General features: G+C 59.9%; 8 protein-coding genes and 1 other RNA gene. 6 read left to right on the plus strand and 3 right to left on the minus strand.

Going from position 1 to position 17509, the window contains the following annotated elements:
• Positions 1-241: 241 nt before the first annotated feature.
• Entirely contained in the window at positions 242-2815 is a 2574-nt protein-coding gene (locus tag ACYVM5_RS11355) for a DUF5916 domain-containing protein (RefSeq protein ID WP_460618224.1), read from the plus strand.
• 70 nt (positions 2816-2885) lie between these two features.
• Here the strand turns inward: ACYVM5_RS11355 and ACYVM5_RS11360 are convergent, their stop codons facing one another.
• Positions 2886-5588 carry a T9SS type A sorting domain-containing protein gene (locus tag ACYVM5_RS11360; protein WP_460618225.1) on the minus strand — a complete coding sequence of 901 codons (2703 nt, stop codon included), beginning with the start codon at positions 5586-5588 and terminating at the stop codon, positions 2886-2888.
• A gap of 337 nt (positions 5589-5925) precedes the next feature.
• On the opposite strand from ACYVM5_RS11360, the gene ACYVM5_RS11365 reads away from it, so the two are divergent.
• The 3 genes from ACYVM5_RS11365 to ACYVM5_RS11375 all read left to right on the plus strand — a co-directional run bounded on the left by ACYVM5_RS11365 (position 5926) and on the right by ACYVM5_RS11375 (position 9074).
• Entirely contained in the window at positions 5926-6720 is a 795-nt protein-coding gene (locus tag ACYVM5_RS11365; RefSeq protein ID WP_460618226.1) for a HipA family kinase, read from the plus strand.
• On the plus strand, positions 6698-7081 hold the full coding sequence (locus ACYVM5_RS11370) for a DUF3037 domain-containing protein (RefSeq protein ID WP_460618227.1): 384 nt from the start codon (positions 6698-6700) through the stop codon (positions 7079-7081). The genes ACYVM5_RS11365 and ACYVM5_RS11370 overlap by 23 nt, the downstream gene beginning before the upstream one ends.
• Before the next feature lie 73 nt (positions 7082-7154).
• Positions 7155-9074, plus strand: coding sequence for a right-handed parallel beta-helix repeat-containing protein (locus ACYVM5_RS11375; RefSeq protein ID WP_460618228.1), 1920 nt, complete (start codon positions 7155-7157; stop codon positions 9072-9074).
• A gap of 88 nt (positions 9075-9162) precedes the next feature.
• On the opposite strand, the gene ACYVM5_RS11380 is transcribed toward ACYVM5_RS11375, so the two are convergent.
• Together ACYVM5_RS11380 and ssrA are read right to left on the minus strand one after the other, a co-directional pair.
• Positions 9163-11280, minus strand: a complete 2118-nt coding sequence (locus ACYVM5_RS11380; RefSeq protein ID WP_460618229.1) for a glycoside hydrolase family 97 protein — start codon at positions 11278-11280, stop codon at positions 9163-9165.
• Positions 11281-11381: 101 nt separating this feature from the next.
• Positions 11382-11754, minus strand: a transfer-messenger RNA (tmRNA) gene (ssrA, locus tag ACYVM5_RS11385).
• 334 nt (positions 11755-12088) lie between these two features.
• Between ssrA and ACYVM5_RS11390 the strand changes: the two genes are divergently transcribed.
• Together ACYVM5_RS11390 and ACYVM5_RS11395 are read left to right on the plus strand one after the other, a co-directional pair.
• Entirely contained in the window at positions 12089-14167 is a 2079-nt protein-coding gene (locus ACYVM5_RS11390; protein WP_460618230.1) for a DNA polymerase III subunit gamma/tau, read from the plus strand.
• Positions 14168-14412: 245 nt separating this feature from the next.
• Positions 14413-17421, plus strand: a complete 3009-nt coding sequence (locus ACYVM5_RS11395; protein ID WP_460618231.1) for a M16 family metallopeptidase — start codon at positions 14413-14415, stop codon at positions 17419-17421.
• Positions 17422-17509: the final 88 nt, after the last annotated feature.

The raw sequence follows: 17509 nt of genomic DNA on the forward strand, positions 1-17509 counted from the left end.
TAAATGGTTTGCCGCAAATAGTCTGGCTTTATATCGGTCGGAAAACCGCGCCGGATTCCTGAAGCAATGGAGCTGGGGCACTGCCCGCGCCGGTCTGCAAGCCGGCCCGGGCAGGAGAGGCATAGCGCAGCCATCTGGTGAGTGTGCGCCTGCTACGCCCGGCCCCGGTCCATTGCCTTGAAGTGCCAATCAGACGGCAAGCCCCCGTCGAATACAGACCCGCACTTAACTACCCTTTCCCATGCCACACACCTTCTTTCTGCGCGCTTTTTTCCTGTTGTTTGTTGTGCTGGGGCTGGCCCTTGCGCCGGCCCTGGCCCAAACGCCGACGGCTCCTGCCGATACCAAAGACGCCGCCACGGCCGCCCCCAAGCGTCAGTTGGCCGCCCTGCGCATTGCGCAGCCCATCAAGCTCGATGGCGTGTTGGACGAGGCCGTGTGGCGCGAAGCCCTGCCGGCCACCGACTTCATCCAGAACCGACCCAAGCCCGGCCCGCACGAAAAATACCCCACCGAAGTGCGCGTGCTGTATGACGATGCCGCGATTTACGTGGGGGCCATCATGCACGATGTGGCCGCCGACTCTATCCCCCGTGAGCTGACGGCGCGCGACAACTTCGGCAATACCGATTTTATCGGGATTTTCCTCGATACTTACCACGACCAGCTCAACGGCTACGCCTTTTTCGTGACTACCGGCGGCGTGCAGATGGATGCCCGCTACTCGCCGGCTGGCGGCGAAGACTTCAACTGGAACGCTGTGTGGGAAAGCCGCACCACCCTGCGTGGCACCGATTGGGTGGCCGAGATGCGGATTCCGTACTCTGCCATCCGTTTCAGCACGGCCGATGTGCAGCATTGGGGGCTGAACTTCATGCGGCAGCGCAAGCGCGACAACGCGGCGTATTTCTGGAACGAGGTGAAGCCGCAGGTGGACGGTTTTGTGAACCAGTGGGGCAACCTCACGGGCGTGCAGGGCGTGAAACCGCCGCTGCGCCTCTCGCTCACGCCCTACGTGTCGGGCTACGTGAACCACAACCCGCTGAGCGCCGACGGCACCAAGCGCCTGACCACCCGCTTCAACGGCGGGGCCGACATAAAGTGGGGCATCAACGAGAGCTTCACCCTGGACGCCACGCTGGTACCGGATTTTGGGCAGGTGCAGAGCGACAATCAGGTGCTCAACCTTTCGCCGTTTGAGGTGCAGTTCAACGAGAACCGGCCGTTTTTTACGGAGGGTACCGAGCTGTTCAACAAGGGCAACCTGTTCTATTCGAGAAGGGTAGGAGCCACGCCGGTGGGCTTCTATAATGTGACGGCAGGCACTAACGAAATCATCACCAGCAACCCTTCGGAAACGCCGCTGCTGAACGCTACCAAAGTGTCGGGCCGCACCAGCAAAGGGCTGGGCGTGGGCATTTTCAATGCCCTGAGCAATGACACCTACGCCACCATCCGCAACACCGAAACCGGACAGGAGCGCCAGATACTAACCCAGCCGTTTTCCAACTACAACATCGCCGTGCTCGACCAGAGCCTGAAAAACAATTCCTACCTCAGCCTCATCAACACCAACGTGACGCGGGCCGGCAGTACCTACGATGCCAACGTGACCGGCGGCCTGTTCCGCTTCGCCAACAAGGCCAACCGCTACGCCATTGATGGCCGCGCCATCTATTCGCGCCGCCGGGGCACGGAATTCGGAAACACCGACCAAATCAACGACCAAGACGGCTATAAATACCGCGTGGGCGTGGGAAAAATATCGGGCAATTTCACCTGGAACCTGAGCCACGGCATCGAATCCGATACCTACAACCCGAACGATTTGGGCATCCTGTTCGGCAATAATAACATCACTGAATCCTTGGATTTGAGCTACGGCAAGTACCAGCCTTTCTGGAAGGTGAATAACCTGTATCTGTTTGGCAACGTGACGCATTCACTCCTCTATAAGCCGACCTTATACCAAGCGCTCAACTTTTACCTCGGTGCCAACACCACCTTCACCAAAAGCTTCAACCAGCTGGGCTTCGACCTGAACGTGGACCCCGTAACGCATGACTTCTACGAGCCGCGCACCGCCACGCTGGGCGAATACTACGTGCGGGTGCCCGAAAACACCCGCTTCACCTTCTTCTTCAATTCCGACTCGCGCAAGCCGGTGGCCATCAACTGGAACGCCGGCTTCCAGAGCTACGGCCACGACGACCGGCTGCCCCGCGCCCGCCGCACCGGCTATAGCCTGGGCTTCTACCCGCGCTACCGCGTGAACACCCACCTCACCTTCCGCTACAGCGTGGACTGGAGCCTGCGCCAGAACCAAATCGGCTACGTAAACGGCGGCCTCGATGCGGCCGAAACCCTCGACCAGCCCTTCATAGGCCAGATTCTGCTTGGCCGCCGCAACGTGGCCACGGTGGCCAACGTGGCCTCGGTGGCCTACACGTTCACCAACCGCATGTCGTTTACGCTACGCCTGCGGCACTACACCAGCAACGTGCGTTACCTCGATTTCACCACCCTCGGCAAGAACGGCGAGGAGCAATTCGCCGCCTACCAGCGCAACCGCGACAACACCTACAACGCCTTCAACGTGGACGCGGTGTACTCGTGGTGGTTTGCGCCCGGCTCGCAAATCAGCGTGGTCTGGAAAAACGCCGGCTCTACCTACTTGCAGGCCAACGAGGCCACGCCGCAATTCTTCGATAATTTCAACAACACCATCAATACGCCGCACAATAACTCGCTGTCGGTGAAGGTGCTGTATTACCTCGATTACCTCACGCTGAAGCACAGCCGCCTGGCACGCTAAGTGGAGTTGTTTGACACAAAAAAAGCCCCTGTCGACACGACAGGGGCTTTTTTTGATAAAGTAGCAAAAGCTATTTTGTCACCATCAACTGCTGGGTGCTGCTTTGGCCTTTGCTCACGAAGCGGCACAGGTAGATGCCGGTGGGCCAGCGGCTGGCATCCACTTCTAGCGGGTAGTCGCGGCCAGCCTGGGCCTCGCCTTCAAATAATGTAGCGACGAGCACGCCCATCTGGTTGTAAACCTGTACCGTAGCCGCCGCCGTAACAGGCACGCGGAAGTTAACCACCGTGCTTTTGGCTACGGGGTTGGGGTAGGCTTCGAGTACTACCTGCTCCGCAGCACTCGCGATGCCGGGCATCGACACGCCCGTGCAGCTGCCCAGATAGTCGTTGTGCGTCGAGCCGGGGCCGATGTGCGCCGGCACGGCGTTGGGCGAAATGCATATTTCGTGGCCGTTGTGGCACACCAGTACCTTGGGGTTCTTGGGGTTATTGCCGCAGCTGGCATCAATCACGCCCAGCGTCACGGAGGCCGAAGTCTGGCAGCCGGTGGCGTTGGTGGCCGTCACGGTGTAGGTGTACTGGCCGGCCGCCGTGGGGGCGAATACCGGGTTGGCGATGTTGGCGTTGCTCAGGTTGGTGGCCGGGCTCCAGCGGTAGCTCACGCCGCCGGTGGCGGTCAGAGTAGCCGTCTGGGGGCCGTAGCCGAGGAAAATGGTGGTGGGCTGCTGCACTATTACGGGGTTAAGGAGTGAAACCGTAATGGTGGGCGGCGTGGCCGGTGCGGGGTCTTTCAGGGTAGCCTGGGCGGTGGCGGTGCAGCCGTTGGCGCCGGTCACGACCACAGTGTAGGTGCCCGCGCCCAGCTGCGAGAGGTTCTGGGTAGTGGCCTGGAAGCGGTTGGGGCCGGTCCAGGAATAGGTGGCGGGAGCCAGGGCGCCCGTCACGGCCAGCGCAATGCTGCCGGTGCTACTGCCCGCGCAAGTCGGGTTGGTGGCGGTGGGCATGGCGGCCACGTTGCACGCCATCACGGTGATAACAAACGTCTGCGAAATGGTGCCGTAGCTGTTGCCGTGGTGGTAAATATCCTCGGCTTCCAGCGTCACGCGGTGGGTGCCCACCTGGGCCAGTGTGGGCGTGCCGCTGAGCGTGGCCGTGCCGTTGCCGGGGTATATTAGCCGCAGCCAGCTGGGTAGCACCGAGGCTGTGATGTTGAGCCGGTCGCCGTAGGGCAGGTCGGGGTCGGTGGCGGTGATGTTGTACGTGAACGGCTGGCCCACCGTGCGGGTCAGGCCGCTGGGCTGCGAGGTGAAGGCTGGGGCTGAGTTGATGATGAAACTCAGCGCGTGGGTGGCCTGCTCGTTGTTGTTGTCGCGCGCCACGAAGGTGGCGGCGTGCGGGCCCCAGTCGGCCAGCACGGGCGTCCAGTTCAGCTGGGTGCTGGTGGGGTTGGCAGCAGCCGTAGGCAGCGCGGGCGCAAAGCTGGCCGAAGCCGGCAGACCGGTTGCGCTCGCAATGCTCACCCGGTTGGTCGCCACCGGCGACGACGCCTGAATAGTATAGCTAAGAGCCGTGCCGGGCGTCACCTGCACCACGCTGGTGTTGGCCGGCGTGGGGGGCACGTCGAAGCGCGGCTTCTGACTCACCTCAATGGTGACGGACGTGGAAGTTTGCACGCCGGCCAGGTCCTGGGCCACAAAGTTGATGATGACCGTACCCAGGTTCGCCGCCGTGGGCGTCCAGGTGAAGGCGGTTTGGACGGGGTTGCCGTTCAGGGGCAGGGTGGGGGCGGTGGTGGCCGCCGCCGGCAGCCCGAAGGCTTTCAGGTTCACCACGTCGTTGGGGTCGCTATCCGTAGCGCGCACGCCAAACGTGACCGCCTGCCCCGGCGATACCCGGTACACGTAGCCGTTGGGGGGCGTGATGCTGTAATCGAACACCGGGGCCGTGGAGGCCGCCGTGATGTTAATCAGAAAATCGACCAGGATGCTAGTGCGCCCGTCGCTCACCTTAATCACGCCATTGAACAGTTCGCCCACCGTGCGCCCCACTGTGCTGAAGGTAGCCGCGCCCGTCGCCGGGTTCACGGCCAGAGTCGGGGCATTGACAAAAGGCTCGTTGTTGATGTCGGCCGAGGTGGCCAGCGAGTAGGTCAGCGCGTCGCCGTCAGGGTCGCTGGCGGGCAGCTGGAACGTGGCGGCCGCTTGGCCCACGGCTAGGTTCACCACCGGAGCCAGCGTCGACACGGGCGAGTTGTTGCCCGAGCCGGCATTCACCAGACTGCTCACGTACCAGGTGCTGTTGGCGTTGTTCGACAGCGTATAAATGCGGCAGCAGTCCGAGAAAAAAGCCCGGTAGTTGCCGGCCGCCGCGTAGGTGTGCGTCACCACGGCTTCGGCGTAGAAGCTGTCGCCCGGCACGTCCACAGACGTCACCACCAGGTTCATGTTGCCGGTGGTGCCATCGCCGAAATTCATCACGTCGGTAAACACCGCGCCGGGCACCGGGACATTATTGGCGAAAGCCCCGAAGCTGAGCCGCCACGCCTGGCTCACCTTAAACTGCACCGTCAGCTTGCTGGGGTCGGTGGGCACGGTGCGCCAGGTCAGGGTGCCGTAGCGGAAGTGGCTGGCCTGCGCCGGTGCGCTGGCTCCGAGCAGGAAGCCCAGCAAGAGCAGCGTCCAAAGCACGAGCCGGCCGGCCGGCCGGGGTGCTACCCTGGGCGGAGAAAGCGCCGAACCCAGGTTGTTTTTAGCAAAGTCGAGTTGTTTCATGGGTAAGAAATTTAGGGTGAGAAGAAAATGTGAATTTTTAAAGAATTTAGCAATCAAAAATTGGATGAGCCGAAAGGCGAATTATTGTAATTGTTATACGGTAATATTATTGAAATGATAATTAGGCTTATTGTGAATGATATAGTTCAAATGTAGGAGATTTTTATGTCCATCCAAATAAATGTGAAATATTGATAAGCTATTTTTATGGAATCCGGCGGTATTACCAGAATCAGCCTTCGGATAGCGGTGTCCGCGCACCCCGACCGTTCTGGCCGCTGGCCCAAAGCCCGGAATTGACCGTCCTTTGCCGGGTTATTTCCTCCCTATCTGCTGTATGCCGGCCCCCAGTATTCTTGAACTCCGCACCGTAGAGCTCACGCGCTACGTGACGCCGCTCCGCGAGGGCGGCTCGCTGCCGGCCCTGATGGAGGCCGACGACAACTTCCTCTACGTGGTGAAATTTCGGGGCGCGGGCCAGGGCGTGAAGGCGCTGATTGCCGAGCTGATTGTGGGCGAAATTGCCCGCGTGCTGGGTCTGCGCGTGCCCGAGCTGGTGTTCTGCGAGCTCGACGAATCCTTCGGCCGCACCGAACCCGACGAAGAAATCCAGGACCTGCTGCAAGCCAGCACCGGCCAGAACCTGGCCCTACACTACCTCTCCGGCGCCATCACCTACGATGCGCTGGTGACCACCGTGGAACCGCACCTCGCTTCCCAAATCGTGTGGCTGGACATGCTCACGCTGAACGTGGACCGTACCGCCCGCAACACTAATATGCTGATGTGGCACAAGGAGCTGTGGCTCATCGACCACGGCGCGGCCCTCTACGTGCACCACGCTGGCCCCGAGTGGGCCGCGCCGCGTCCCCGCCCATTTCTCCAGATTAAAACCCACGTCCTGCTGCCCCAGGCCAGCGAGTTGGCGACGGTAGACGTGGAAAGCCGCGCCCGCCTCACGCCCGAAATCCTCCGCGCCATCGTGGCCCTGGTACCCGATGCGTGGCTGACCAACGGCCACGGCACTGCCGACGACCAGCGCGCCGCCTACGTGGTCTTCCTCGAAGCCCGTCTGGCCGCCTCAGAAACCTTTGTTCAGGAAGCCCAAGATGCCCGCAATGCACTTATTTGAGTACGCCGTGCTGCGCGTGGTGCCCCGCGTGGAGCGCGAAGAATTCCTGAACGTGGGCGTCATCGTGTACTGCCGCTCGCTGGGCTTCCTCGAAACCCGGTTTGCGCTGCCCGAAGCCCGCCTGCTGGCCGTGGCCCCGGACCTAGATTTGGCCGAAATCACCGCCCGCCTGCAGGCTTTCGAGCGCATTTGCCAGGGTAAAGCCACCGGTGGCACCATCGGCCAGCTGCCCATTGCCGAGCGGTTTCGCTGGCTCACGGCCACGCGCAGCACGGTAGTGCAGTCGTCGGCGGTGCACCCCGGCCGCTGCCTGGACGCGGGCGCGACGCTGGCGCGGCTGTTTGCAGATTTGGTGTTGTAAGCGTCGCCAAATGTGGCGCGGGTTATATGACCGCTGCGCGTGCTATTCCTGAGGTATCACCGTTAATATCAGAATGAGGAATACATTGAAACTTGTCAATACCGCGTCTGCTGCGCCGCTGCTGCGCCTGTTGCTCGTTGGCTTGGTGCTGTTGCTATCTGTTGGCCTCGCCTACGGGCAAGGCCCCAGCGTGCTGCGCAAAGACCTTAAAACCGACTTTGGTGCCGTCGGCGACGGTAAAACCAACGACCAGTTGGCTTTTGAGCGCGCCGCCGAATTCTTCAACAAGCGCGCCAAAGAGAATCCTGCGCCCACGGCCCCGGCCGTGTTGCGTATTCCCAAAGGCGTGTACCTGGTGGGCCGGCAGGACGCTGCAAACCAAGGCGTGAACGTGCTGCATCTGGTGGGCTGCCGCAATCTTACGGTGATGGGCGACGACAGCGCTACCACCGAAATCCGCTATGTCGACAACCAGCGCTACGGCTCCTTCGACCCCGCCACCAAGCGCCGCTTCGATGCTCCCAACGCGTACTTCACCGATGGCAAATACGCCGTCTCGGTGGGCCTTTGTATGGTGCTCCAGGAGTGCGACAACGTGCGGGTGGCCAAGCTGAATATCAACGGCAACAGCCCGCATACGGTGGTGGGCGGCCATTGGGGCGATACGGGCATTCAGCTGAATTTCGACGGAATTTTTGTGCGCAACTCGCGCCGCGTTGTTCTAAGCCAGTTGGCGCTGCACCACTTTGGTCGCGATGGCATTCAGGTTCTCAACCAATTAGCCAAAAGCCTCGACGACCCCCAACGCGAAGGCATTGTGCTCGAAAACTCGACCTGCAACTACAACGGCCGGCAGGGCTTGTCGCTCACTGGGGTCAACGGTTTTCGGGCCGTGAACTGTAGCTTTAGCCACACCGGCCAAGTGATAGTGCCATCAATAGGTAAGGCGCTGGTATCCAGTCCTGCTGCGGGTGTCGACCTGGAGCCGCAGGACGGCTTTGTAACCAATGTAAACCTGGAAAACTGCCGCTTCGTGGATAATGCCGGCCAAGGCATTGTATCGGACCGGCCCGAGGGCAATTACCCGACTTCCACCAAAAATATTGTGATTTCCAACAGCTTGGCCTGGGGCATCACCAACTGGTCGGCGTGGATTTCGCAGCCCGGCGTGCTGTTTCGCGACTGTCGCTTCTACGGGGCCTTTGTGCACGGCTGCAAAGCCGCTACCCCCGCCGACGCCACACGCTTCATGGGCTGCACCTTCGAGGACCGGCCCTACCACGGCAAGCCCGCGTATGGGCCTTTCACGCTGCATTCCGAGTCCTACGCCCGCAGCATGAGCTTCACCAATTGCCGGTTTATCGGCACGCACGGCTACCTTATTCACGCCGTTCCGGCTGCGACCGACACGGCTAGCCTGTTCCACTTGCGCGGTTGCACGTTTCTGTTCGATTATACCCAGCCACCGCAGGGTTCCTACGACAAGATTCTGGGGGCTGTGTTCAGCGGCAACAACGCGTTTCGGGATGGCCCACACCGCACCAGCGCCCACCGCAGCGCCCTGATGCTGGGCAGCAGCGGCGTGGTGGGCACCACCGTTCTGCGCGCGCCCGGCAGCCTGCAACTGCTGGCTCCCAACACCTATTGCCTCGTACAGAGCGGCCTCGATATCGGCCGGCAGCCGGCCCACTCCCGCGACTCAGCCCTGGTGCTGGTAGCCAACAACAATGCGTTGGTTATCAATGAAACGCCAGGCAAAGTGCCTGAGATATACATTGGTCCCACCTCGCGGCTGATAGTTAAGAAAGGCGGCGCACTGGAAATTCTGCGCAACACCAAAGTCACCATCGCCGGGCAATTGGTGATAGAAGACGGCGCGTATTTCTTCCGCGACCCGCAGGCCCAGTTTGTCATCGCCGGCAAGGGCAGGCTGCGCGTCAGCCCCAAGGCGCTGCTCACCAAGCACCCCCGGCTATACTCCACTTACTATTGATACCACCAGATAGGTATCAACAAAAACACTCCGGTGGAGCCTGACGAACAGGCCCCACCGGAGTGTTTTTGTTGTGTAGCCTCGGCCGCTACCGCGCCTCCATTACACTAATGGCGTAGCCGCCGCCCGGCGCGCAGTATTGCGTCAGCTTGGTTTTGCGGGTCACGTTCAGCTTGCGGATGGTGTAGGCCTGCGGGTTCTTCTCGTAGTGCGCGTCCTTGGCGTCGGCGTAGATGGTGGCCACGTACTTCTTGCCGGGGTCGAGGAAGCTCAGGTTAATGTTCGACGTGCGGCCATTCTCATCACAAGTGCTGCCGATAAACCAGCTGCTCTTGCCCTTGGCCTTGCGGGCGATGGTGATGTAATCGCCGGGCTCGGCTTCGAGCACGTGAGTGTCGTCCCAATCCACAGCCACGTCCTTGATGAACTGGAAGGCGTCGAGGTGCTGGTTGTAGTTTTCGGGCAGGTCGGCGGCCATTTGCAAGGGCGAGTACATGGTCACGTACAGGGCCATCTGGCGCACCAGCGTGCTGTGCACGAAGGACTTGTTGTTGGGGTTGAGGACGCTGATTTTCGTCTGGAAAATGCCGGGCGTGTAGTCCATCGGCCCGCCGATGAGGCGGGTGAAGGGCAGGATGGTGGTGTGGTCGGCATTGTTGCCGCCGAAGGATTCGTACTCGGTGCCCCGGGCCGCCTCGTTGCCGATGAGATTGGGGTAGGTGCGGGCCAGGCCGGTGGGGCGCACGGCCTCGTGGCCGTTCACCATGATATGGTGCTTGGCGGCGGTTTCCAGCACGTAGTTGTAGTGGTTAATCAGCCACTGGTCGTAGTGGTGGTGGCCCAGCGGCACGATGTCGCCCACGTAGCCGGTTTTCACGGCGTCGTAGCCGTACTTGTTCATGAAGGTAAAGGCCGAATCCAGGTGCCGCTCATAGTTGCGCACCGAGCCCGAGGTTTCGTGGTGCATTATCATCTTCACGTGCTTGCTGGCGGCGTACTGCTGCAATTCCGGCACGTTGAAATCGGGGTAGGGCGTCACGAAATCGAACACGTAGTCCTTGTGCTTGCCGAACCAGTCTTCCCAGCCGGTGTTCCAGCCCTCCACCAGCACCGCGTCGAAACCGTGTTTAGAGGCGAAGTCGATATACTCCTTCACGTGGGCCGTGTTGGCGCCGTGCATGCCATTCGGCTTCACCGTCTTGTAATCAACGGAATCGAGCTTGATGTTGTCCATGTTGGTGTACGACCACGTGCTTTTGCCCGTAATCATCTCCCACCACACGCCCACGTACTTCACCGGCTTAATCCAAGAGGTGTCCTTGAATTTGGTGGGCTCGTTCAGATTCAGCACCAGCTTCGATTCCAGAATGTCCCCGGCCTTATCACTCACAATCACCGTGCGCCAGGGCGAGAGTGCCGGCGTTTGAATCAGTCCTTTATCACCCACCGCGTCGGGCGTGAGGTGCGATTCCAGAACGAAATTCTTGTCGTCCAACTCCAGCGACATGCACGAGTAATCAATCAGTGCCGCCTCGTGGATGTTGATGTACAGCCCGTCCTGGCTCTTGAGCATAAGCGGCGTTTGCAGACCGGTAGGCGAGAAAGTAGTCTGCGAAGCATTGCCCGTCACGGCCGATTTCATCAATCCGCGCACTTCCGAAAGCTTCGAGGTCACGGTGCTATACTCCTGCGTGTCGTAGTCGCCGGGCAGCCAGAAGGCCTTGTGGTCGCCGGCCAGCGCAAACTGCGTGCGCTCCTCCTTAATGGTGAAGTAGTCAAGCTTGGGCTGGCGCGGAAACTCGTAGCGGAAGCCCAGCCCGTCATCAAACACCCGGAACCGCACCCGGATGCTACGGCCGGTGGCGGCTTGCGCGAGCGTCACGGCCAATTCGTTGTAGTGGTTGCGGATGGTTTTTACTTCGCCCCACACCGGCGTCCAGGTTTCATCAAAACTGCGCTGCTTGCTGTCGGCCACGGCAAAGCCGCTGCTGAGGCCGGGCGCGTTTTTCAGGTCCAATCCCAGCTTACTGGTTTTAATGACGTCGCGGCCCTTGTAGGTGAGGTGATAGGTGGGTACGCCGTCGGCCTGCAGCGCGAATTGCAGCGTCAGCTGCCCGTTGGGCGACTTGATGGTCTGGGCTTGGACATTGCTCCAAAGCAGGGCCAGGCAGCAAAACGCCAGCAGCCGGCGGGTATAGTTCAGCATCACAGATGGGAAAAAGAAGTAAGGATAAAGTGTGCAAACGGTTGATTTTGGCGCAAGCCGAAAACCAAAAAACCCCGTTTGCACCAGGCAAACGGGGTTTAAAGTGGAGATGCAGGGATTCGAACCCTGGTCCAGACAAGGAAATCAACGTGCTTTCTACGTGCGTATCTATGCTTGGATTTTCATGGCGGTACAGGCGCACATCAGGCCTTTGCACCGCCCCTAGCTGCAGTTGGGTTTCGCCCCCGAGTCACAGCTCCTCGAAGGCTATTTTCTACTTACGACGCTCCGAACTCCCAGGTGTAGAAACTTACCCGGGCGGAACGATGGCAATTACCTAATTCTGAACTAGGCAGCCATGGCGTACGAATAGTCGCCAGTTGATTGTTGATAGATTTTTTGACAGGAGAGCTTCCATCAACTCCTGGCACGCTTACCCGCAATTTGCGCAAGCTGTCAATTCCGGTCATCCCCAAATGGTAAAGAACGAGTCCCGAACGGCCGGTTAGGGCCAAGCGGGCCGCGAAGGTACGCGGTGAAGTTGAAACGATGGGGGAGAAGGGAAGGTTTCCGGCGGTTTGGGTGTTTGAAAGATGGGCAGAAGAAGGGTGCGGCAATAAAATGAAGGGTCATGCTGAGCGCAGTCGAAGCATCTCTACTGCTTCGTTACAAGCAGTGAATTAGTTACGCGGTGCAGATGCTTCGACTGCGCTCAGCATGACGTTTTGATAACCTGCCGATAAGCCAAACCTCCCTTCCGCCCGCTTCCAAAGCCGCCCATTTCTGGGTAACTTTGTAGACAGAACTTATGGATAATTTCGTCGTTTCGGCCCGCAAGTACCGTCCTTCCACGTTTCGCAGCGTGGTGGGGCAGCAGCACGTCACCACCACGCTGCAGAATGCTATTCAGAGCCAGCACCTGGCCCAGGCATTCCTGTTTTGCGGCCCCCGCGGGGTAGGCAAAACCACCTGCGCCCGCATTCTGGCCAAAACCATCAACTGCACCAACCTCAGCCCCGAAACCGAGGCTTGCGGTACCTGCGCGTCGTGCGTGGCCTTCCAGGAAAATGCCTCCTTCAACGTGCACGAGTTGGATGCGGCCTCAAATAACTCGGTCGAAGACATCCGCTCGCTAGTGGAGCAGGTGCGCTACGCCCCGCAGGCTGGCAAGTACAAGATTTATATTATTGACGAGGTGCACATGCTCTCGAATGCGGCCTTTAATGCCTTCCTGAAGACATTGGAGGAGCCGCCGAGCTACGCCATTTTCATCCTCGCCACCACCGAGCGCCACAAGATTATCCCCACCATCCTGTCGCGCTGCCAGATTTTCGATTTCAGTCGCATCAAGGTGGAAGACATGCGCGGGCACCTGCGCTACGTGGCCACCCAGGAAGGCATCACGGCCGAAGACGACGCCTTGCACCTGCTGGCCCAGAAGGCCGACGGTGGCCTGCGCGACGCCCTGTCGATGTTCGACCAGATGGTCACCTTTGGTGGCAACAACCTCACCTACAAAGAGGTGGTGCAAAACCTGCACATCCTCGACTACGACTATTACTTCCGCTTAGTAGATAGCCTGCTGACCGAAAACCTTTCGGTCGCGCTATTGCTGCTCGATGAAGTGATGCAGAACGGCTTCGACCTCCACAATTTCGTGGTGGGCACTGCCGAGCACCTGCGTGGCCTGCTCGTGTGCAAGGATGCCGTGACCGTGCAACTGCTGGAAGTGTCCGACGGCATCAAGCAGAAGTACGTGCAGCAGGCTCAGGCCGCACCGCTTGCCTTCCTGCTCTCGGCCCTCAACCTCATCAGCCAGTGCGACCGCGAGTTTAAGCAGGCCAAAAACCAGCGCCTCCACGTCGAATTAGCGCTGATGAAACTGGCTTATCTGAATGGGGCCGTTCAGTTTGTCCGTGAGCTAAGCCCTGCCACCAACGGCGAGGCTAAAAAAAAAACTAGTGGCCTAAACGATGGGGAAGACGCTGCCGCGCCGGCAGTCGCCTCTAGTAGCAACGGTCACGCTCAGCAGGCAGCAGTCGCTCCGGCTCCGGCAGTTTCTCACGCTGCGCCTGCTACTTACGCCACCGAGTCGCCGGCCGCGCCTTACGTAGCCGCGCCGCGTCCGGCCGCCGCGCCCGCGCCGCTGCCTATGCCGGCCGGCGCGCCCGTAACCACTGGCCCGGCTCCCGCCGACGGCCCCGACCCGCTGCCCGTGGAAAACGGCGTGGAGGAATTGCACGATACCCCAAGCATCGAGGCTGACCCGGATGCTGCCATCACCGAGCGCCACCAGATGCGCGATACGCTGCCGCACGTCGAAATCGGCGTGCCCAGCTTCGAGGGGATTGAACCCGCGCCGCGTCCATCGCCGGCCGCGGCTTTCGCCAAAATCCCCAGCTTGGCCAGCAAAATCCCGAGCCTGAAAGACCTGAGCAGCCGCACTGCCGCTGCCGCCAGTAAATCGGCTCAGGACGCCGCCGCTTTGGCCGAGCCGCAACTTGCTAGCGGCCCGGTTGCGCCCATCGACCCTGCGCTACTGCAGCGCGTGTGGAAGGAAATCGCCGAGGAGCGCCGCGCCCAGGACCGCATGAGCGAGTATTGGGTGCTGAACCGGCCCGTGACGGCCAACGCCGAGCACAGCATCGAGCTGGCCGTGGATAACCCCATTCAGATTGACCAGTTCAACGACATGCGGGTGGAATTCCTGGCCGACCTGCGCCGCCGCACCGGCCACCCCCGCCTCAACGTGCAGCCCGTACTGACGGAGGCTGCCCCCACGGCCAAACGCCTCTACACCACCTCGGACAAGTTCGAGTATCTGGCCGAGCGTTTTCCCGCCCTGCGCGATGCCAAGCAACGTCTGGGCTTGGAAGCCGACTATTAAGGTAGCGTGGACTTTGTAGTCCTCGTCCCCAAACGTTACCCGAACGGTTTTGACTATGCGTGGACGCGGACTACAAAGTCCGCGCTACAATCCTGCAAACGATTGGGAAAGAATTTACCTTAGGCTAAACAGCCAGTTTGGGAGCGGCACAACCTTGCAAGATAAGACGAAATTTTGTTTTTTATTCCCCTATCAGCCAGCTACCTTTGTTTTTTGAATCCCCCAGCTACCCGCCTGCGCCCTTCGTGAAAAAGAATTTTTTGCTGCTGTTTCCTGCCCTGGCGGTACTGGGCCTCACCACGCAATGCCAATCTAGCAAGCCGGCTGTTGCAGCCTCGGCAACAGCTGCGGCTGCGCCCGTTTCGGCAGCAGTAGCGCCCAAAGAATACCGCTACGAATCGGTGCCCGGCGACCCGCTGGGCGTTCGCATTTATAAGCTGGATAACGGGCTGACCGTCTACCTGTCGGATTACAAGGACGCGCCGCGCATTCAGACGTACTTGGCTGTGCGCGCGGGTTCCAAAAACGACCCTGCCACCGCCACCGGCCTGGCGCATTATCTCGAGCACATGGTGTTCAAGGGCACCTCGCAATTGGGCACACAGGATTGGGCCAAAGAAAAAGTAGAGCTCGACAAAATAGAGGCGCTGTACGAAGTGTACCGCGGCCAGCGCAACGACGCTGCCGCTCGCAAGCGCACCTACCACCAGATTGACTCGATTTCGGGCGTAGCCGCCAAGTACGCCGTGCCGAATGAGTACGACAAGGTGATGGGCGCCATCGGCGCGAAAGGCTCTAATGCGCACACCTCGAACGAGGAAACGGTTTATCAGGAAGACATTCCCAGCAACCAGCTCGAGAAGTGGGCCGCTATCCAGGCCGAGCGGCTGCGCGAGATGGTGCCGCGCCTCTTCCACACCGAACTGGAGGCCGTGTACGAGGAGAAAAATCGCGGGCTCGATTCCGACTTCAACAAAGAGTTTGAGGCGCTGAATGCCTCGCTCTACCCCACGCACCCCTACGGCACGCAGACGACCATCGGCACGATTGAGCACCTGCAAAACCCGTCCATCACGGAGATTAAGAAGTATTTCGGCCAGTACTACGTGCCCAACAACGTGGCACTCTGCCTGAGCGGCGACTTGGATTTCGACCAGACCATTCGCGTTATCGACAAGTATTTTGGCGCGATGCCGAGCAAGCCGGTGCCGGCTTTTAACGCACCGGTGGAGCAGCCGATTACGGCCCCAATTACCAAGGAAATCCTCGGCCCGCAGTCGGAGAACGTGATGCTGGGCTACCGCCTGCCGGGCAAGGCCTCGAAAGATGCCGTGCGCCTGCGCATGCTCGATAAAATCCTGACCAACGGCCAGGCTGGCCTCATCGACCTCGACCTGAACCAGCAACAGAAGGTACTGGAAGCCGCCTCGTTCACCGACATGAACGACGACTACTCCACGCACGTCATCTACGGCACGCCGCGCCAGGGGCAGAAGCTGGAAGACGTGAAAAGCCTGCTGCTGGGCGAACTCGACAAAGTCAAAAAAGGCAACTTCCCCGACTGGCTGATTCCGGCCATCATCAACAACGAGAAGCTGACGCGCACCAAGAGCTACGAAAGCAACGAGGCCCGCGCCAGTGCCATGTACGAGGCGTTTATTGAGCGCATCGACTGGAAAGACTACCTGCAGCAGCAGGATGATTTCGGGAAAATCACGAAGGCCGAAATCGTAAAATTTGCCAACGACAACTACGGTCCGAACGTCGTGACCGTGTTCAAGCGCACCGGCGTCGACCCCAACAAGGTGAAGGTGGTGAAGCCCGCCATCACGCCCGTGCCGGCCAACCGCGACGTGGCTTCGGCCTACTACAAGCAGCTCACGGCCATGCCGAGCACGGAGCTGCAGCCGGTATTCGTGGACTACAAGAAGGACATTCAAGAAACGGAAATCAAGCCCGGCTTGCCGTTGTACTACACCCACAACGACGAAAACGGCCTGTTCAACCTGTCCTACGTCTTCGACCTGGGCAAGAACAACGACCCGCGCTGGAGCCTCGCTTCCGATTACCTGCAATACCTCGGCACCGGCCAGTACACCGCCGCGCAGCTGCAGCAGGAATTCTACAAGCTGGGCTGCTCTTTCAACGTGAGCAGCGGCCCCGACCGCATTTTTGTGACCCTGAACGGCCTTGACGCCAATCTGGAGCCCGCGCTGAAGCTGTTTGAGCAATTGCTGAATGCACCCAAGCCCGACGCCGTGGCCCTGAAAGACATGGTGGCCGGCGTGCTCAAGCAGCGTCAGGATGCCAAGCTCGAAAAGCGCGTGATTCTGAATCAGGCGATGGTGAACTACGTGAAGTATGGCCCGAAAAATCCTTTCACGAATGTTCTCAGTGAGAAAGAGCTAAAGGCTCTGAAACCGGCGCAGCTCACGGCGATGATTCAGAAGCTGCCGACGTACCAGCACCGTGTTCTGTACTATGGGCCGCGTGAAACTCCCACAGTTCATGCGCATTTTCCAACGACTAATGGTATAATAGAAGTAATTAGGAGTCTGCACCGCACGCCCGCCAAGCTCACGCCCGCCCCGGCGGCCAAAGACTTCGCCGAGCAGCCGTTGAAGGATAAAAAGGTCTATTGGGTGGATTACAACATGGTGCAGGCCGAAATCCTGTTCCTGACCAAAGGCGACCTGTACAGCAAGGAACTTGCCCCCACAGTGGCGCTCTACAACGAGTATTTTGGCGGCGGCATGGGCAGCATTGTGTTCCAGGATTTGCGCGAGAGCAAGGCGCTGGCTTACTCGGCCTACTCCGGCTACAACAACGCCGACAAGGTGGGCCGCTCCAACTACAACCTGAGCTACATCGGCACGCAGAGCGACAAGCTGCCCGAGGCCATGGCCGGCATGGAAGCCCTCCTCACCGACATGCCCGTGGCCGAAGCCAACCTGGAAATCGCCAAAAACGCCATCCGCAACAGCATCAGCACCGAGCGCATCACCAAAGGCAACATCCTGATGAGCTACGAGCGCGCCAAGCGCCTCGGCCTCGATTACGACATCCGCCGCGACGTGTACGCCAGCACTCAGAAAATGACTTTTGATGAATTGAAGAAGTTTCAACTGGCCAAAGTGCACGGCCAGAACCAGGTTATTCTGGTTATCGGCTCGAAAGACCGGCTGAACTTCAAGGAGCTGGCCAAGTACGGCCAGGTGCAGCAGCTCACGCTGAAGGAGATTTTCGGGTACTAAACCAACCCGACGATTGTCATGCTGAGCGCAGCGAAGCACCTTATCCCGCCTGCGCTCAGTTGAATTATTCCCCACGACCCTGACGCGA

This window comes from Hymenobacter ruber, from assembly GCF_054783255.1.

Excerpts from the sequence above, each read along its gene's own strand:
- ACYVM5_RS11375 (WP_460618228.1), top strand. The coding sequence starts at position 7,155 with ATGAGGAATACATTGAAACTTGTCAATACCGCGTCTGCTGCGCCGCTG.
- ACYVM5_RS11390 (WP_460618230.1), top strand. The coding sequence starts at position 12,089 with ATGGATAATTTCGTCGTTTCGGCCCGCAAGTACCGTCCTTCCACGTTT.
- ACYVM5_RS11360 (WP_460618225.1), bottom strand. The coding sequence starts at position 5,588 with ATGAAACAACTCGACTTTGCTAAAAACAACCTGGGTTCGGCGCTTTCT.
- ACYVM5_RS11365 (WP_460618226.1), top strand. The coding sequence starts at position 5,926 with ATGCCGGCCCCCAGTATTCTTGAACTCCGCACCGTAGAGCTCACGCGC.
- ACYVM5_RS11355 (WP_460618224.1), top strand. The coding sequence starts at position 242 with ATGCCACACACCTTCTTTCTGCGCGCTTTTTTCCTGTTGTTTGTTGTG.
- ACYVM5_RS11370 (WP_460618227.1), top strand. The coding sequence starts at position 6,698 with ATGCCCGCAATGCACTTATTTGAGTACGCCGTGCTGCGCGTGGTGCCC.
- ACYVM5_RS11380 (WP_460618229.1), bottom strand. The coding sequence starts at position 11,280 with ATGCTGAACTATACCCGCCGGCTGCTGGCGTTTTGCTGCCTGGCCCTG.